Annotated in this window: 18 protein-coding genes; all 18 read left to right on the top strand. The window is 37.1% G+C overall.

Translation table 11 applies throughout. From position 1 onward, the window contains the following. The 18 genes from rbfA to IEV74_RS05340 all read left to right on the top strand — a co-directional run bounded on the left by rbfA (window position 1) and on the right by IEV74_RS05340 (window position 19,244). Window positions 1-345, top strand: coding sequence for a 30S ribosome-binding factor RbfA (gene rbfA / locus IEV74_RS05425; RefSeq protein ID WP_188454348.1), 345 nt, complete (start codon window positions 1-3; stop codon window positions 343-345). A gap of 214 nt (window positions 346-559) precedes the next feature. Beyond that, complete coding sequence (truB, locus tag IEV74_RS05420) at window positions 560-1,465, top strand: tRNA pseudouridine(55) synthase TruB (RefSeq protein WP_188454347.1); 906 nt, start codon at window positions 560-562, stop codon at window positions 1,463-1,465. 10 nt (window positions 1,466-1,475) lie between these two features. Further along, on the top strand, window positions 1,476-2,414 hold the full coding sequence (gene ribF / locus IEV74_RS05415) for a riboflavin biosynthesis protein RibF (protein ID WP_188454346.1): 939 nt from the start codon (window positions 1,476-1,478) through the stop codon (window positions 2,412-2,414). A gap of 165 nt (window positions 2,415-2,579) precedes the next feature. Next, window positions 2,580-2,849: a 30S ribosomal protein S15 gene (rpsO, locus tag IEV74_RS05410; protein ID WP_099158143.1), complete on the top strand. Its 270-nt coding sequence runs from the start codon at window positions 2,580-2,582 to the stop codon at window positions 2,847-2,849. 263 nt (window positions 2,850-3,112) lie between these two features. Next, window positions 3,113-5,230: a polyribonucleotide nucleotidyltransferase gene (gene pnp / locus IEV74_RS05405; protein ID WP_188454345.1), complete on the top strand. Its 2,118-nt coding sequence runs from the start codon at window positions 3,113-3,115 to the stop codon at window positions 5,228-5,230. A 181-nt stretch (window positions 5,231-5,411) separates the two neighbouring features. Next, window positions 5,412-6,365 (top strand): polysaccharide deacetylase family protein, encoded by a 954-nt coding sequence (locus IEV74_RS05400; RefSeq protein WP_188454344.1) that lies wholly within the window; start codon window positions 5,412-5,414, stop codon window positions 6,363-6,365. Between the two features lie 76 nt (window positions 6,366-6,441). Further along, window positions 6,442-7,665, top strand: a complete 1,224-nt coding sequence (locus IEV74_RS05395; RefSeq protein ID WP_188454343.1) for a M16 family metallopeptidase — start codon at window positions 6,442-6,444, stop codon at window positions 7,663-7,665. A 443-nt stretch (window positions 7,666-8,108) separates the two neighbouring features. Beyond that, window positions 8,109-8,342, top strand: coding sequence for a YlmC/YmxH family sporulation protein (locus IEV74_RS05390; RefSeq protein WP_188454342.1), 234 nt, complete (start codon window positions 8,109-8,111; stop codon window positions 8,340-8,342). Window positions 8,343-8,512: 170 nt separating this feature from the next. Beyond that, on the top strand, window positions 8,513-9,400 hold the full coding sequence (dpaA, locus tag IEV74_RS05385) for a dipicolinic acid synthetase subunit A (RefSeq protein WP_188454341.1): 888 nt from the start codon (window positions 8,513-8,515) through the stop codon (window positions 9,398-9,400). Next, window positions 9,397-9,987, top strand: coding sequence for a dipicolinate synthase subunit B (dpaB, locus tag IEV74_RS05380; protein WP_188454340.1), 591 nt, complete (start codon window positions 9,397-9,399; stop codon window positions 9,985-9,987). Before dpaA ends, dpaB begins: the two co-directional genes overlap by 4 nt. 61 nt (window positions 9,988-10,048) lie before the next feature. Then, window positions 10,049-11,095 (top strand): aspartate-semialdehyde dehydrogenase, encoded by a 1,047-nt coding sequence (gene asd / locus IEV74_RS05375; RefSeq protein ID WP_188454339.1) that lies wholly within the window; start codon window positions 10,049-10,051, stop codon window positions 11,093-11,095. A gap of 36 nt (window positions 11,096-11,131) precedes the next feature. Then, a complete protein-coding gene (dapG, locus tag IEV74_RS05370) occupies window positions 11,132-12,355 on the top strand; it encodes an aspartate kinase (protein WP_188454338.1) in 1,224 nt (407 codons plus the stop codon). 36 nt (window positions 12,356-12,391) lie between these two features. Then, window positions 12,392-13,258 (top strand): 4-hydroxy-tetrahydrodipicolinate synthase, encoded by an 867-nt coding sequence (gene dapA / locus IEV74_RS05365; protein ID WP_188454337.1) that lies wholly within the window; start codon window positions 12,392-12,394, stop codon window positions 13,256-13,258. 359 nt (window positions 13,259-13,617) lie between these two features. Then, on the top strand, window positions 13,618-14,352 hold the full coding sequence (locus IEV74_RS05360) for a ClpP family protease (protein WP_188454336.1): 735 nt from the start codon (window positions 13,618-13,620) through the stop codon (window positions 14,350-14,352). Further along, window positions 14,349-14,555: a YlzJ-like family protein gene (locus tag IEV74_RS05355; protein WP_188454335.1), complete on the top strand. Its 207-nt coding sequence runs from the start codon at window positions 14,349-14,351 to the stop codon at window positions 14,553-14,555. The genes IEV74_RS05360 and IEV74_RS05355 overlap by 4 nt, the downstream gene beginning before the upstream one ends. A 164-nt stretch (window positions 14,556-14,719) precedes the next feature. Next, window positions 14,720-16,981: an FtsK/SpoIIIE family DNA translocase gene (locus tag IEV74_RS05350; RefSeq protein ID WP_188454334.1), complete on the top strand. Its 2,262-nt coding sequence runs from the start codon at window positions 14,720-14,722 to the stop codon at window positions 16,979-16,981. A gap of 281 nt (window positions 16,982-17,262) precedes the next feature. Further along, a complete protein-coding gene (locus IEV74_RS05345; protein WP_188454333.1) occupies window positions 17,263-17,988 on the top strand; it encodes a GntR family transcriptional regulator in 726 nt (241 codons plus the stop codon). A 143-nt stretch (window positions 17,989-18,131) separates the two neighbouring features. Beyond that, window positions 18,132-19,244 (top strand): BMP family lipoprotein, encoded by a 1,113-nt coding sequence (locus IEV74_RS05340; protein WP_308418975.1) that lies wholly within the window; start codon window positions 18,132-18,134, stop codon window positions 19,242-19,244. Window positions 19,245-19,250 lie beyond the last annotated feature (6 nt).

Here is a 19,250-nt window from a genome sequence, read left to right as displayed (position 1 = left end):
ATGAGCGATTTACGTGCTAACAGAGTAGCAGAACAAATGAAGAAAGAACTTGGTGAAATTCTCACACGAAAAATTAAAGATCCAAGGGTTGGGTTTGTTACGGTTACGGATGTTGAGGTGACAGGGGATTTACAACAAGCAAAAATATTTATATCCGTGTTAGGTGATGAACAGCAAAAACATGATACGCTTGTTGGTCTTGCAAAAGCAAAAGGATTTATTCGTTCCGAAGTCGGACAGCGAATTCGTTTACGTAAGACACCCGAACTGACATTTGAATTTGATGATGCGTACGAATATGGCAACCGTATTGAAACAATTTTACGCGATTTAAACAACAAATAACCAACTTGTAAATGCTCTGGAATCTGACTCTAAGTTAATTGAGTCAGATTTTTCCTTGCATATTGTGCTAAAATTATCAAATGCATAAGCACCTGGCTTAGCACAAATTGACACGTTGACTTAGAATAATTAAGTATTATCATTCTTCGGATCCTTGACTATTGTTTCGCTGCAGGTCTTGCCCGAATACTTTCGTATATTGGAGGCTAAGAGTATGGATGGCATTTTGCCGCTATGGAAGCCAAAAGGTATGACATCGCATGATTGTGTTTTTAAAATAAGGAAATTATTAAAAACTAAGAAAGTTGGTCATACTGGTACACTTGACCCCGAAGTGGAAGGGGTTTTGCCAATTTGTATTGGACAAGCTACTAAAATAGTTCCTTTCTTAACAAATACAAAAAAAACATATATAGCTGAAGTATCACTAGGTACGGCTACAGATACGGAGGATGCATATGGGCAGGTTGTGGATCAAAAACCGGTGTCCAATCCTCCAGATCAAAAGGAGATTATCGAAGTATTAAAGTCGTTTGAGGGAGTTATTACACAGGTTCCGCCAATGTATTCTGCAGTAAAAGTTAATGGGAAAAAGCTTTATGAATATGCTAGAGCAAATCAAAAGGTAGAACGTCCGGAAAGACAAGTAACTATTTTTGAGATAAAATTAATAGGCAGGGAAACGAATAATTCATTTAAACTAAAGGTTACATGTTCAAAGGGTACATACATTAGGACATTGTGTGTTGATATTGGAGCCAGAATAGGATATCCTGCACATATGTCAGATTTAATCAGGACAGAAACTGGTTCTTTTTCGGAAAAGGACACGTATACATTTGACGAAATTGAACAGGCTATTGAATCTGAACAGCAGGATAATATACTTTTACCTATTGCAAGAGGGATTACGCAACTAGATCAGTTAACAGTAAATGAGGAAATTATGCGAAAAGTGCTGAATGGGCAAAAGCTGGCTAAACCCGATAAAAGGTTATCAACAGACCCGTTTGCTGTCATGTATGATAATCATGTATTAGCAATCTATCAAACACATCCTGAAAAGGACGATCAGATTAAGCCTGTTCGTGTTTTTCAAGTAGATAAGAAAAAAGTGTAGGTGATTAAACGTGCGAACGATTGAATTAACATACCCCCATACTTTAGTTTTGGAGGAACTTCCCAAAACAGTTGCAGCTATTGGCTTTTTTGATGGTATACATAAAGGACATCAAAAGGTAATTCAAACAGCTGTTGATGAGGCGGTGAACAAGAATATGGAAAGTGCGGTAATCACATTCCATCCGCATCCATCAGTTGTTTTAAAAAAAGATGTTCGGCATGTAAAGTACATTACACCATTAAGAGAAAAACAGGAAATTTTGCAGCAAATGCATGTTGACCGTTTGTACATTATTAATTTTAATCAGGAATTATCTAAATTATCTCCACAGGATTTTATTGACCATTTTATTATTGGATTAAATATTCGTCATCTGGTAGCAGGGTTCGATTATTCGTATGGTCATAAAGGGAAAGGGAATATGGAAGTAATTGAAGAACACGCAAAAGGGGCGTTTACTTATTCTGTAATCGACAAGGTGGAATTAGACGATGAAAAAGTAAGTTCTACTAAGATTAGAGAGCTGCTTAAAAAAGGTGAAATTGAAGCAGTAAATAGCTTATTAGATAGACCGCTTTCTATATACGGTATTGTAGTTGATGGAGATAAACGCGGAAGAACAATAGGATACCCAACAGCTAATTTGCGTATTGATCCAGACGCATTATTGCCTAAAATTGGTGTCTATGCTGTCAAGGTTTTCTACAAAAATGAAGTATATGAAGGGATGGCCAATTTAGGGGTTAATCCTACTTTTAAAGCTGATGTCGCAGAGCCTTCCATAGAAGTTAATATTTTTGATTATAATAATGATTTGTATGGGGAAGAACTTAAGCTTGAATGGCACAAATACATTCGTGATGAAAAGAAATTTAACAGTGTGGAAGCACTCGTTGAAGAAATTGGTAATGATGAAGAAATAATCCGTCGTTATTTTTCAAGCTGATGAAGGGTAATTATAATCGGTAAATACATTTTTACTATTATTTATACTTGCATTTTATGCTGAAAAGTTGTATTCTTAACAACGTAAAACCTTCGCTTGGCAAATCGAAACTCCGACGTTTGCTAGGGGAATGGGGATATGAACAAAAAATAGGAGGTGAACAGGATGGCAATCACAAAAGAACGTAAAAATGAACTTATTAATGAATATAAAGTTCATGATAACGACACTGGTTCTCCAGAGGTACAAATCGCTGTCCTTACAGAGGAAATTACAACTCTTAACGAGCATTTACGTGTTCATAAAAAGGACCATCATTCACGTCGAGGTCTTTTGAAAATGGTTGGTAAACGTCGTAATTTACTAAACTACTTGCGTAACAAAGACGTTACACGTTATCGTGATCTAATAAAAAAACTTGGCTTACGTAGATAACCATGAAAAAGCGGGAGTAATCCCGCTTTTTTTATACGTATAAATGAATTATGCAATACAATTAATTGTGCGGGTGGTCTGTTTTAAAAAGCTAATTGCTAAGTTAAAAACTTTGGTTTAAATTATGCTTGCATTTCTCGCTGGCATAATCAGCTAATGCCAATACACTCTGCTTTTGAGTTTTTTAATACATAAAATTTACATTTCAGCCTATTAACTATAAAATGGGAGATAGAATGTTATTGAAAGGAGTACTACTACTAATGGCAGATGAAAAACAAATTTTCTCCACGCAAATCGCCGGTAAAAAGTTTATTGTCGAAATTGGAGAGCTAGCTAAACAGGCCAATGGTGCCTGTATGATACGATATGGAGATACATCCGTACTGTCCGTTGCGACGGCATCAAAGGAACCAAAGGATTTACCGTTCTTCCCGTTAACCGTAAATTATGAAGAACGATTATACGCTGTTGGAAAGATTCCAGGAGGGTTCATTAAACGAGAAGGACGTCCAAGTGAAAAAGCGATTCTTGCTTCCCGTTTAATTGATAGACCGATTCGTCCTCTTTTTCCGGATGGCTTCCGCAATGAAGTTCAGGTAATCAGTACTGTTATGAGTGTTGATCAGGATTGTTCTACAGAAATTGCTGCAATGATTGGTTCATCCATCGCATTAAGCGTTTCTGATATTCCATTTGAAGAACCTATTGCCGGGGTGCATGTTGGACGAGTTGACGGTGAGTTCATTATTAATCCAACAGTAGATCAAGAAGAAAAAAGTGATATTGATCTAACTGTTGCAGGAACCAAAGATGCAATCAATATGGTAGAAGCTGGAGCACAGGAAGTACCCGAAGAAGTCATGCTGGAAGCGATCATGTTTGGTCATCAGGAAATTGCACGTTTGGTAGCATTTCAAGAGGAAATTGTCTCAGCGATTGGTGTTACAAAATCAGAAGTCACATTATTTGAGTTAGATCAGGATTTATCATCAAAGGTTGAGGCACAAGCAAAGGAAAAATTATTAGCTGCAATTCAGGTAAAAGAAAAGCATGCCAGAGAGGATGCTATAAGCGAGGTTAAAGCTGAAATAATTGCCTTATATGAGGATCAGGAAGATGATGATGCAATAAAACAGGTCAAATCAATTTTAGATAAAATGGTGAAAGAAGAAGTTCGCCGTTTAATAACGAAGGAAAAAGTACGCCCAGACGGCCGTAAAATTGATGAGATTCGTCCATTATCATCGCGTATCGGCGTGCTTCCGCGGACACATGGATCGGGTTTATTTACACGAGGACAAACGCAAGCACTAAGCATATGTACATTAGGGGCATTAGGCGATGTACAAATATTGGACGGATTAGACTTAGAAGAGTCAAAACGTTTTATGCATCATTATAATTTTCCGCAGTATAGTGTAGGTGAAACTGGGCCGATTCGTGGACCCGGGCGCCGTGAAATTGGTCATGGTGCATTGGGAGAACGTGCACTTGAAAAAGTTGTACCATCTGACAAGGTATTCCCGTATACTATTCGTTTAGTATCAGAAGTATTAGAATCAAATGGCTCTACATCTCAGGCAAGTATCTGTGCAAGCACACTAGCAATGATGGATGCAGGTGTACCAATTAAAGCACCAGTAGCCGGTATTGCGATGGGGCTTGTGAAATCTGGGGAAGATTATACTATCTTAACGGATATTCAGGGTATGGAAGATGCACTTGGTGATATGGACTTTAAAGTTGCAGGAACAGCTGAAGGAGTTACCGCACTGCAAATGGATATTAAAATTAACGGCTTATCTAGAGAAATCTTGTCTGAAGCATTAACACAGGCTAAAAAGGGCCGTATGCAAATTCTGGATTCAATGCTTGCAACAATAAAGGAACCTAAAACTGAGTTATCACAATATGCACCAAAAATCTTAACAATGAAGATTAATCCTGATAAGATCCGCGATGTAATTGGACCAAGTGGTAAGCAAATTAATCAGATTATTGACGAAACCGGTGTGAAAATTGACATCGAACAAGATGGCAGTGTATTTATTTCTTCAACGGACGCTGCAATGAACGAAAAGGCTAAGCAAATTATTGAAGACCTTGTTCGTGAAGTTGAAGTTGGTCAGATGTATTTGGGAACTGTTAAGCGAATCGAAAAATTTGGCGCGTTCGTCGAATTGTTTAAAGGTAAAGATGGATTGGTTCACATTTCTGAATTGGCCGAGGAACGAACAAATAAAGTAGAAGATGTTGTTTCAATCGGTGATCAAATAATGGTAAAAGTAAAAGAAATTGATCATCAGGGCAGGGTAAACCTTTCACGTAAGGCAGTATTGAAGGAACAAAAGGAGAAAAACGAAAAATCTAGGTCTTAATTATAAAGGATACAAGAAACAAGAAGCTGGAAAACCAGTTTCTTTTTTTATTGGAAAAATAGCTGATTCTAAAGCTTCTTTCCCGACACTAGTTTCTAATCATTAACACATGGTTAAGCCGAAGCTTTTCTTAGCATATCTTGTCCTCAATCCTCATATAAGTGAATGAGGAGGGATATGTATGTACCGTTATCGTATTGTACATGTTATAGTGTTTATAATTATTGTTGCAATATCGTTTAATATTGATTACAATCCATTTGTTGTAAACGATGCAGAAACATTTTCTAACAAGATTGAAATTGTCAGTAAACATGAAGATTCTCTATATAAACAAATTAAGCAAAAAAGTCCTGAGTTTGCAGAGGCTCCTCAAAATGCAGTAATTGACAGGGTTTGGAAAAAAACTCCTGGACGAAATGGAATAAAAGTAAATGTTGACAAATCTTATCAACAAATGAAGGAAAATGGAGTATTTGATAAAACATTACTAGTATATGACCAGGTTCCGCCAGAAATTACTATGGAGGAGCTGCCACCTGCACCGATATATCGCGGACACCCGGAAAAACAAATGGTTGCTCTTTTAATCAATGTTTCCTGGGGCACGGAATATATCCCAAGTATTTTAGAAACATTGAAGAAACAGGAGGTAAAAGCAACGTTTTTTATTGAAGGCAAATGGGCTAAAAATAACGCTGATTTGGTTAAAATGATAAAGGAACAAGGGCATACTATTGGAAATCATGCATATAATCATCCCGCAATGGAACGATTATCAAGTGTGGAAATAAGAGAACAAATTGCGCAAACGAATGAAATATTACAAGCGATTACCGGTGAAACTCCTAAATGGTTTGCTCCGCCAAGTGGAGGCTTTAACGACCAGGTAATTAAAATAGCTGATGAATTGAATATGAAGACGATTCTCTGGAGTGTCGACACAATTGATTGGAAGAATCCATCTGTTTCTGTTATGATGAACCGAGTAATGGGAAAAATTCACCCAGGAGCTATGGTTTTAATGCACCCGACAGATACAATTGCTCAAGGATTAAAACCATTAATTCAAAATATAAAAGAAAAAGGCTACAGAATAGGGGCGGTTGGAAATCTGCTCAATGAGGAAAGATAGTATTGGATCTTTAGAAAGAGTCAAATATTTAGATTCTTTATTAAAATTATTTAAGGTTATTTGGGAGGACAACTAATTGATTGAAAAGCATACAAGTAAAAATGGACTTAGAATTGTATTAGAAACTATACCAGCAGTAAGATCGGTTACAGTTGGAATATGGGTCTTAACCGGATCACGTAATGAGACAGAGCGTAATAATGGGATTTCGCATTTTATTGAGCATATGTTTTTTAAAGGTACGAATTCACGTTCCGCAAAAGAAATCGCGGAAGCATTTGATGCAATTGGCGGTCAAGTCAATGCATTTACCTCTAAAGAATACACTTGCTTTTATGCAAAAGTGCTTGACACTCATAAAGACTTAGCTTTAGATATTTTGGCAGACATGTTTTTTAATTCATCATTTGATGAAGAGGAAATGGAACGGGAGAAAAAAGTGGTATTGGAAGAAATAAAGATGTATGACGATACACCTGATGACATTGTTCATGATTTGTTAGCACGGGCTGCATATGGTGAACACCCTTTAGGCTATCCAATCTTAGGTACCGAGGAACACTTAAAAAGCTTTAAGCCAGATACACTGCGTAACTATATTTCTGAACGCTACACACCAGAAAATGTTGTTGTATCGGTTGCTGGTAATGTTGATCATACATTTATTAATAAGATCGAATCGTATTTTGGCACGTATGGATCGAAAAATCAGCTTTCGGAAATTATTAAACCTGCTTTCTTGGCAAATAATATTGAAAGAAATAAAGATACAGAACAAGCTCATTTATGTTTAGGGTATGAGGGACTGCCTGTTGGTGATGATTACACATACAGCTTAGTCATTATGAATAACGTTTTAGGTGGAAGCATGAGTTCAAGATTGTTTCAGGACGTAAGAGAGAGCAAGGGTCTTGCTTATTCCGTTTTTTCTTATCACTCTTCGTTTTTGGATAATGGTTTATTAACGATTTATGCTGGAACTGGAAAGGATCAATTGCCGTTGTTACAGGATACGATAAAACAGACAGTAGATACGTTAATTAAAGATGGGCTTAGTGATAAGGAACTCATTAACAGTAAGGAGCAGTTTAAAGGTAACCTAATGCTTAGCTTAGAAAGTACGAGCAGTCGCATGAGCCGTAATGGGAAAAATGAATTATTACTAAAGCGACATCGTACATTAGACGAGATGATTCAGGAAATTGATGCTGTAAATCATGATTCAATAAAATCCGTTATTCAGTCTATTTTTAAACAGCCTGCTTCTAAAGCATTGATCGCACCAAAGGCTGAGGCTTAAATACTTCGCGAATTCTGTAAATAACCTATGTTTCCAACATAGGTTATTTTTTTATACATATACATGTATTAAAAGAATTTACTTTTGATACACAATTGACGTAAACTGCGACGTAAATTTTGCATTTTACGTTGCTCATTGACCCCACAGCCCGTATACACTACGCTTTCCGTGGGCGGCTGATGAGCCTCCTCACGCTGACGCGCTCCGGGGTCTCACCGATGCCTCATCTCCCACAGGAGTCTCCGTGTATACGGGCTGCTAGCAGGTATGAATATGCTTTTTTATTTCCTCATCCCTATAAACGTATGAAGTTATAAAATATCACATTAGTGTATTTCCGAAACGGTAGTCTAAGCATTTCATTACGTCGCAGTTTACGGAAACTTCGAAAATCTAAAAGCAATGTAATTTACAAAGGTGATGAAACGGAGGGATAGGTTATGCGCTATAAGGATATTAGCGGGAAAGAAATTGTTGATGTTTCGCAGGGGGCCAGATTAGGGGTATTGGGGCAAACAGATTTAGAAATAAACGAAAAGACCGGTCAGATTGAATCTTTTATTATTCCAAATTATAAATGGTTTGGTTTAAAAAAAGAAGGAGATGAAACAAAAATTCGCTGGAAAGCAATTAAGAAAATAGGTGAAGACATGATTATGATAGAAGTTGATTAATAAATCGCATAAACAACAAGCTAGTATCGATTACATTGATACTAGCTTTTTTTCATTTTCAGCAAAAGTACCAATCACTAACACCTACTTAACACATAAGCTATAAAGAAATGACTTTAAAACAGATGTTCATAAGTGTGTATCAATTTGGTGAGGGGTGTTTTACTATAATGAGTCGATTAATAGCTGTATTAGGCGGTGATGGACGATATTTAGAGTTAATAAGACAGCTAAAAGAACTTCCTAATACAACAATTTTTTTAGTAGGATTTGATAAATTAGAGCAAGGATTTACAGGATTAAAACAAGTCGATTTCAATGAGTTGGAGCCAGAAAAATTAGACGCAGTAGTATTCCCGATAACAGGAACTGATCAAAATGGTATTGTTAAAACTGTTTTTTCAGATCAGCATATTAAAATGGAAAAGGAATGGTTTGGCAAATTAAAAAAATCAACACTTATTTTTACTGGTATAACAAGTGATTACTTAACCTCTGTAACGAGTAAAATGAATCTTTCATTAATTCCATTGTTTGATCGCGATGATGTTGCAATTTATAATTCGATTCCAACAGCAGAGGGAACAATTATGATGGCCATTGAACATACGGATTATACCATCCACTCATCACGGGTAATTGTCGCAGGATTCGGCAGGGTTGGGAATACAGTGGCGAATAAATTTTCTGCACTGGGAGCAAAAGTTTCTGTTTGCGCAAGAAGTATAAGGGATTTAGCAAGAATTACAGAAATGGGTTTAACCGCAATACCTTTAGATAATTTACATGACCATACAAATAATTGTGATTTATTAATTAATACTATTCCAGCACGTGTTATAACAGAAAAGTCTATTCAGCAGCTCCCATCACATGCTTTGATAATTGATTTAGCTTCAAAACCTGGAGGAACTGATTTTGATTATGCGGACCGACGTGGTATAAAAGCAATCCTTGCACGTAGTCTGCCCGGAATTGTTGCACCAAAGACATCTGGAAAAATACTTGCAGATGTTATAAAGCAATTTTTATTAGATGAAAAGGAGAATGCAGAATGAATCTTGAAGGGAAGCGAATTGGATTTGGGTTAACGGGATCACATTGTACGTATGATCAAGTTTTTCCAGAGCTTCAGCGCTTGGTAGATGCAAAGGCAGACGTAGTTCCGATTGTTACGTACACTGTAAAAAATATTGATACAAAATTTGGCAAGGCAGAGGATCATATCAAAAAAATAGAAACGATTACTGGGAAACGTGTTATTTCTACAATGCCGGAAGCAGAACCATTAGGGCCTAAATATCCTTTAGATTGTATGGTGATAGCCCCGTTAACAGGGAATTCGATGAGTAAACTTGCTAACGCTTTAACGGATTCTCCAGTTTTGATGGCCGCAAAAGCGACAATGCGGAATCAAAGCCCAGTAGTTTTAGGAATTTCCACTAATGATGCCCTTGGTTTAAACGGTGTAAATTTAATGCGGCTAATGGCAAGCAAATTTATTTATTTTATTCCATACGGACAGGATGATCCTTTTAAGAAACCTAACTCTTTAGTTGCAAAAATGGATCACTTGCTTGATACGGTAGAATCTGCTTTGGAAAACAAACAAATTCAACCAGTTATTGTTCCGTTTAAGGACTAATATATGATACACTAATTATTAATTTTATAAATATTGCAAACTAGGGAAGGGAGTCATATCAATGACAAAGAAAACAGCATATAATATAGCAGTAGTAGGTGCAACAGGTGCAGTTGGCCAAAAAATCGTTCAAATTTTAGAAGCTAAAAAGTTTCCGGTAAATACATTGAAGCTTTTATCTTCAGAACGGTCAGCGGGTAAAAAACTCCTTTTCAATAATAAAGAAATTATAGTGGAAAAGGCCACAGCTGAAAGTTTTGCTGGGATAGACATAGCATTATTCTCAGCGGGAGGGTCCGTTTCCAAAGCTTTAGCTCCAAAGGCAGTGGAGCATGGGGCAGTAGTCATCGATAACACCAGTGCATACCGTATGGATGAAAATGTTCCACTTGTAGTCCCTGAGGTAAATGAATCAGACATTAAAGCACATAACGGAATTATTGCTAATCCTAATTGTTCTACTATTCAAATGGTTGCTGCGTTAAAGCCGCTCCAAAAAGCCTTTGGTTTATCACGGATTATTGTATCCACCTATCAGGCTGTTTCCGGTGCCGGGAATCAGGCATGTAAAGAATTGGAAAACCAAGTAAAGCAATTTTTGGATAATCAGGATTTAACAGCAGAGCTGCTGCCTGTTAAAGGGGATAAAAAACACTATCCGATTGCATTTAATGCTCTACCGCAAATTGATGTCTTCCAAGATAATGGATATACGTTTGAAGAAATGAAAATGATTAATGAAACGAAAAAAATTATGCATTCTAAAGAATTAGCAATAGCAGCAACATGTGTAAGATTACCTTTTTTCACATCACATGCGGAAAGCGTATATGTAGAATTAGAGAGGGATAATGTTGATGTTAAGGATTTATGGGGTGTATTGACGAATGCTGAGGGTATCGTGCTTGAAGACGATCCAAGCACCCAAACATACCCAACGCCTTTAAGTGCCGCAAATAAAGAAGAAGTATTTGTCGGCAGGGTACGAAAGGATATTGACAACCCAAATGGATTCCATTTGTGGATTGTTTCCGATAATTTATTGAAGGGAGCTGCGTGGAATACGGTACAGATTGCCGAACGTTTAATTGAAAACGATTGGCTTTAAAAAAGGTGTTTCAGATATTAAGGCAGAGGTGTAACAATGCAGATTTTAATTCAAAAATTTGGAGGAACTTCTGTACAATCAGAAGAAAATCGGAACCATGTTATAAAACATATAAAACTTGCTTTACAGAAAAACTATAAACTAGTTGTCGTAGTATCTGCATTAGGAAGAAAACCTGATCCATATGCTACTGATACATTATTGGATTTGGTTGGCTATCCTGAATGCCACAATTCCAAACGGGAACTGGATTTATTGATGTCTTGCGGAGAAACGATAGCATCAGTTGTATTATCAAATGAGTTACGCAAGCAGCATATTGCTGCAACAGCAATAACAGGTGCACATGCTGGTATTGTTACAACCGGGGATTATAATCAAGCCAAAATTAAAGTAGTCAATCAAAGAAGAATACAACAGGAATTTAATGAGCATGATGTAGTTGTTGTAGCTGGTTTTCAAGGTCAAACAGAAACTGGCGAGATAACTACAATTGGCCGGGGCGGGAGTGATACAACTGCTTCTGCTTTGGGTGCTGCCTTACATGCAGAACGAATTGAAATATTCACTGATGTTGCTGGAATTATGACAGCGGACCCGCGGGTTGTAAAAACTGCTCGTCCCTTAGATATAGTAACATACACAGAAATATGCAACTTAGCTTACCAAGGAGCTAAAGTTATTCACCCGAGGGCAGTCGAAATTGCTATGCAGGCAAAAATTCCTATTAGGGTCAGATCTACTTATTCAGAGGATCAAGGTACACTCGTAACAACATCCAAAATGCAGGAGGTTGGAATGGATGTAGCGGATAGACTGATTACCGGAATAGCGCATATGTCATCTATTACTCAAATTAGGGTTCACACAAAGGCGGAGGCACATAGGCTGCACGAAGTATTCAAAGCCATGGCAGAAGCGGGAATTTCGGTTGATTTTATCAATATTTCACCGACAGGAGTTATCTATACAGTTCCAGATGTGTTTACCGAAAAAGCCGTCAACATATTGAAAAATATAGGATTTCATCCGGAGATAACCGAAAAATGTGCAAAAGTATCTGCAGTTGGAGCGGGGATGACTGGAATTCCGGGAGTCGCATCTAAAATTGTTCAATCATTAACCGCTTGTGGAGTACAAATTCTTCAATCCGCCGATAGCCATACTACGATTTGGGTATTAATCTATGAGAAAGATCTGAAAAAAGCAGTAAATGCCCTTCATGATGCTTTCGATTTAAGTATAATGGAAAAAATTTAGCACGTTCATTGCACCTAAGAATGAAAGGGGATCAACATGAACTTTGGTAATGTGCTAACAGCAATGGTTACACCGTTTGATGACCAAGGGAATATTGATTATAAACAAACTGAAATTTTAATTGAATACTTGCTTAACAATGGGACAGAGGGATTAGTAGTGGCCGGAACTACAGGTGAGTCACCTGCATTAACAACCGAAGAAAAAATTTCCTTATTTAAACACGTTGTTAAAGTGGTAAATAAGCGAGTACCTGTTATTGCTGGAACAGGTACTAATAACACTGTCTCGACGATCACATTAACAAAAGAAGCAGAAAAATGTGGTGTGGACGCTATAATGCTAGTTACGCCATATTATAATAAACCAAACCAACGCGGACTATATGAGCATTTTGCGGCAATAGCGAAAGAAACAACGCTTCCGATAATGCTGTATAATATACCAGGAAGATCTGCTGTAAAAATGTGTGCTGAAACAATTATAAATTTAAGCAAGATCCATAATATGGTTGCCGTAAAAGAAGCTAGCGGGGATTTGGATCAAGTTGCAGAAATAATTCAAAAAACATCTAGTAATTTTACCGTATATTCTGGTGATGATGGGATGACACTTCCAATGTTGTCAATTGGTGCAGCTGGAATCGTGTCTGTAGCATCCCACATTATTGGAAAGGAAATGCAGGAAATGGTTCAAGCATTTTGGGCAGGAGATGTAAAAGAAGCTGCTGCCCTTCATCGCAGACTTTTACCGGTTATGAAGGGACTATTTAAGTTTCCGTCACCGGCACCCGTAAAGGCAGCACTTCATATAAAAGGAATTGCAACGGGAGGTTTACGTTTACCATTAGTTGCTCTTACAAAAGATGAAGAAAATGAAATTAAAGAATTAGTTGATGGGTAGACCGAGTGATTTTCGGTCTGCTTTTCTTTTGAAACCGCATAAATTACTTGCCTTACATAAAAAATTAAAATATTTCTTTCCAGTGTGTAATTTTAAAAAAATAGTAACCTTGTCCAGCACTATCAGTAAAACCATGAACTACCTTCCTCATCCTGAACGATTGCATCACTTCTCGACCCTTTGGTTTCCTTTAGTAAAAAACCACTGATTTACACACACTTTTGGTGGTTCACACTAAATCACTCGTATCATGGCAGTCTGCACGTCCAGACTTTGCACGTACATTATTGTCATGCATGCAACACATTGTTTTCGTTCATACTATAAATAGAGAGATTAAAAAAGGAGTGTGTCCTATAATGAATGAAGATAAAACAAAAAAAGAGGATCAAAATCAGGATGAACAGTCAAACCCATCATCACTGGTACAAAAAATACAGCAGTTGGGCCAATCGAATGTTCCCCAGGCACCAGATTCAAATATTCATGTCCTCTCCATAATAGGACAGGTAGAGGGGCATGTGCAATTGCCTCCACAAAACAAAACAACAAAGTATGAACATCTGCTTCCACAACTAATCGCAATTGAACAAAACAACAAAATAGAGGGTCTTGTTATTTTGCTTAACACAGTTGGTGGAGATGTCGAGGCTGGTCTTGCTTTATCGGAAATGATTGCTTCGATATCAAAACCGACAGTTTCCATTGTTTTAGGCGGGGGACATTCCATTGGAGTTCCAATTGCCGTATCAACCGATTACTCATTTATTGTTCCAACAGCAACAATGACCATCCATCCAATAAGGTTAACCGGTTTAGTTATTGGTGTTCCGCAAACATTTGAATACCTGGATAAAATGCAGGACCGTGTGATTAATTTTGTAACACACCATTCCAATATTAAAGAAGAGAAATTTAAAGAATTGATGTTTGAAAAGGGAAACCTGACAAGGGATATTGGAACAAATGTTGTAGGTGCTGATGCCGTTGAATATGGTTTGATTGATGAAGTTGGCGGAGTTACGGACGCTATGAAAAAAATAAATGAATTAATTAATGAAAATAAAGAAAAAGAAGGTCAGGTGATTCAATGATTCTTTATACACCTTTATCTGAAACAGATATATTTCCACACTCCCAGAATGAATTTTCTAACAGGCACTGTGTTAATTACCAGGGGAAGATGTTGTTTGTAGAGGAAGGAAAGGATGGAACTTATTCGCTGCTGCAATTATTATCAACTGATCCACAGGATTTTTTAGATGAAAAGTATACACCAGGCACCAAAATTCGTTAAACTTTTTCATGAAAAGGTAATAATTAAGTTTCACTTTAACACAAGCTAATCTATGATATAATAATTATGGAAGTTTTTGTTTAGAGACGTAACCCTTGCCAGTAAATTGGCAGGGGTTTCTAAATTCAAAATTCATCTATTTCGTTTAATAGAGGTGAAAAAGTGTGGCAAAAAAAAGAAAGAAAAGAAAAAAACAACTAAAAAAACAAGTTAAATATGAATTACTAGGCTTACTATTTATTTTTCTAGCTATTTTTGGCAGTGGTGCTGGAGCAATCAGTGAAGGAGCAATCCCGAATGGACTTGAAAATATTTTTCGTTTCTTTTTGGGAATCTGGTATTTTATTGCATCAATCTTTTTGCTGATAACCGGGGTTATACTTATGGTAAAAAGGCGTTATCCGGACTTTGCACACAAAAAAATGATCGGATTCTATATTATTCTATCAGGAAGTTTACTATTAACACATATTCAAACATTTGAACGTCTATTGCTTTTAACTGAAGACACATCGATTCTTAAAGCAACCTGGGATAACTTTTTCTCCTATATAAATGGTCAGGGTACTGCCATGCAAACTGGCGGTGGTCTAATTGGTGCCATTTTATTTGCCTTTTGTTACTACCTGTTTTCTGCAGTGGGTGCAAAGATTGTTGCTGTATTTTCGATTTTAATAGGTATTATTTTTATGACTGATTTTTCCATTGGTGACTTTTTCTCAAAAATCACGAAAAAAATAACAGAAATACTGAAAAAATATAAAAGCAAATTCAAAAATTTACGTGAAAAGAAAGCTATATCGGATGATCTTGATACATTAGAAACAAAATCAGCAGATGATGAGATTGCACAGGATGAACCAGTTATACAGGATTTTACCGATGTGGCATATTCGTTTGAGAACCCGAAACATGATGATCTGAAATCAGAAGATACGAATCAAGTTGATGATGAAACCGATGAGGTGGACATCGCAAATTCAATGCCAATGACGGAAACTGAGAATTATGAATATGAACTGCCTTCACCTAGTTTACTAGCTGAGCCAGCATATAATTCACAGCAGCATGAAAAATCACATATTCAGGCAACAGTACGTAAGCTGGAAAGGACATTTAACAGTTTCGGTGTAAAAGCAAGAGTGACAAAAGTTCATGTTGGACCAGCTGTAACGAAATATGAAGTATACCCAGAGGCGGGTGTTAAGGTAAGTAAAATAGTTAGTTTGCACGATGATTTAGCCCTTGCGTTAGCTGCAAAGGATATTCGTATCGAAGCACCAATTCCAGGCAAGTCAGCGGTTGGAATTGAAGTTCCTAATCAGGAAGTGGCAATGGTATCGCTGCGTGAGGTGCTTGATACATCGATGAAACAAACTTCTAAACTACTATTCGCATTAGGAAGAGATATTTCGGGTGATGCCGTAGTTGCTGAATTAAATAAGATGCCCCATATATTGATCGCTGGTGCAACTGGCAGCGGAAAGAGTGTCTGTGTCAACGGTATTATTACAACGATATTGATGCGTGCTAAGCCACATGAAGTGAAAATGATGATGATTGATCCGAAGAAAGTTGAGCTGAATGTGTATAACGGCATTCCTCATCTGCTGGCTCCTGTTGTAACCGATCCTAAAAAAGCATCAAGAGCACTGAAAAAAGTAGTAGCTGAAATGGAGCGGCGCTATGACCTCTTTTCGGATACTGGGACGAGAAATATTGAAGGCTATAATGAATATATAAGAAAATATAATCTTACTGCTGAAGATCAACAGCCCAATCTGCCATATGTCGTTGTTTTAGTAGACGAATTAGCTGATTTAATGATGGTTGCATCAAACGATGTAGAAGATTCAATAACAAGACTTGCTCAAATGGCAAGGGCGGCAGGGATTCATTTGATAATCGCAACACAGCGTCCATCTGTAGATGTTATTACAGGGGTGATCAAAGCGAATATTCCATCACGCATAGCATTTAGTGTATCATCTCAAACGGATTCCAGAACCATTTTGGATTCGGGCGGTGCTGAGAAATTACTTGGACGAGGCGATATGCTGTTTATGCCTGTTGGTGCTTCAAAACCAACAAGGGTTCAAGGTGCATTTCTATCAGATGAAGAAGTGGAAAGAGTTGTCGATCATTGTATTGACCAGCAAAAAGCAAGCTATCAGGAAGAGATGATCCCCGAGGATACAGCAGAAGCAGTATCAGAAGTTGATGATGAATTATACGACGATGCAGTTCAGCTAATTACTGAAATGCAGAGTGCAAGTGTATCCATGCTCCAAAGAAGGTTCCGTATTGGATATACACGGGCAGCCAGGTTAATCGATGCAATGGAAGACAGAGGGGTAGTCGGTCCTTATGAGGGAAGTAAACCTAGAACGGTTTTGATTTCCCAATCCGAGGAGAAAACTTCTTAATTATTTCCAATACTAGCAAATTCACAGACAGTGTCTTCCTATAGATGGATGCTGTCTTTTTCTATGTTATTATATATATATTTGCTCACAATTTAAGAGAATTTATAATTTTTTTGAGAAATTTGTCCTATAACGGTTTATTTCCTTTCATAAAAATGATATATTTATTTCGGACATTACAGTCATACGTCAGATGTCAGATCTCTTGCTCGATTATTTAGAAAATTAGCTTAACCTAAGGCTTTTATAGTATATTTTATTTTTACCTGTAGGAGGGCATCATGTCGATCAAATTAGATTCACGTCATTTATATTTACAAGTCATTGATGAAATTAAGCGTGATATTGAAAGCGGTATCTACAAAGAAAAGCAAAAGCTTCCTTCTGAATTTCAATTGTCCAAGCAATTGGGGGTATCACGTGCGACATTACGGGAAGCACTAAGAATTCTAGAAGAAGAGAATGTTGTAACGAGACGACATGGTGTTGGAACGTTTGTTAATCCAAAACCGATATTTTCTTCAGGTATTGAACAACTGAACAGTGTAACAAATATGATCAAACAATCTGGAAAAACACCTGGATCTGAATATCTGTCAACAGAATTTATTGAACCGACAGAGGAAGACCGCAAGAGATTTTCGCCAAAAGGAATTAAAACGCTGGCAAAGATTGAGCGTGTTCGTACTGCAAACAATGAGCCGGTAGTGTTTTGCATTGATAAGGTTCCAGAAGGATTAATCCCATTAGAACATGTACATAAGGAAGATTCATTATTTCAGTTAATGGAAAATCATACCGGAAAACGAATTGCTTATGCTGTTACATTTATTGAACCAATAAGCTATCATGACCGAATTTATGACATTTTAGGCTGCGAACCCGAGCAATCATTATTATTGCTTAAACAAATGCATTATACCTCGGGGGATGAACCTGTCTTATATTCGGCAAATTATTTCAGATCCGATATGTTTAGCTTCCACGTTTTACGCAAACGTATGTAAGGGATTTCAATTTTTACATGTCAATGTGAATGAATTTTCAAGAGATTTATAGAAACATTTAGGGAGGTGGTCATGGACTAACGAACTGCTTGGGTAAGGTCATTTTTCTAATTTATACAATTTAAAAATAGGGGGTTTTTTGATTGAAGAATCGTAAATTTTTATTACTATTTGCATTACTATTAAGCCTGGGAATGGTATTGGCTGCTTGCGGTAATTCAGGTGATGAAAGCAGCAATGAGAAAGAAAATTCAGGAGACGATGCTAGCGGAGAAGAAGCTTCATCAGACTTTAGTGCTGCGATGGTTACTGATGTCGGTGGTGTTGATGATAAGTCATTTAACCAATCTGCATGGGAAGGCCTGCAAGCATGGGGTGAAGAGCATAGCCTAACAAAAGGAAATGGTTTTGATTACGCACAATCTGATGACAAATCACAATATATGCCCAACTTGACACGTCTTGTAAAACAAAAATACAATCTGATTTTTGGTATTGGTTTTAAACTAAAAGAAGATATTACAAAAGTTGCAAAACAATATCCAGATACACATTTTGCAATTGTTGATGATGTTGTTGAACAGCCAAACGTTGCAAGTATTACATTTAAAGAACACCAAGGGTCATTCTTAGTTGGTGTGGCAGCTGCAAAGAAAACACAGTCTAATAAGGTTGGATTTGTAGGGGGCGTTGATTCGCCATTAATTAATAAATTCGAAGCTGGTTTTAGAGCTGGTGTGAAATCGGTAAATCCCGATATTGAAGTGGAAGTACAATATGCTGAATCTTTTGGAGCAGCTGACAAAGGAAAACTAATTGCTTCAAACATGTATAACAATGGAATTGACGTAATATATCATGCTTCAGGTGCAACAGGAAATGGTGTATTCGCACAAGCTAAAGACATCAAACAAAACAACCCTGATAAAGATGTATGGGTAATTGGTGTTGACCGTGACCAATATGAAGAGGGACAGATTGATGATTACAATGTCACGTTAACTTCAATGGTTAAACGTGTAGATATCGCAGTTCAAGACCTTGCTAACAAATCAATGAATGGTGAATTTCCTGGCGGTGAAGTTCTGGAATACGGATTAGAAGATGATGCTGTAAGTGTAGCGATGACAAACGAAGAAGCTATGACTGATGATATTGTTAAAGCCGTAGAAGAATGGAAAGAAAAAATAGTAAATGGCGAGGTTGAAGTACCGAAAACTCGTGATGAACTAAAAGCATTTATTGAAGCATTGTAATTATTT

Source organism: Virgibacillus oceani, from assembly GCF_014638995.1.
Taxonomy (GTDB): domain Bacteria; phylum Bacillota; class Bacilli; order Bacillales; family Amphibacillaceae; genus Virgibacillus_E; species Virgibacillus_E oceani.
This window is presented reverse-complemented; position numbering and strand designations above follow the sequence as displayed.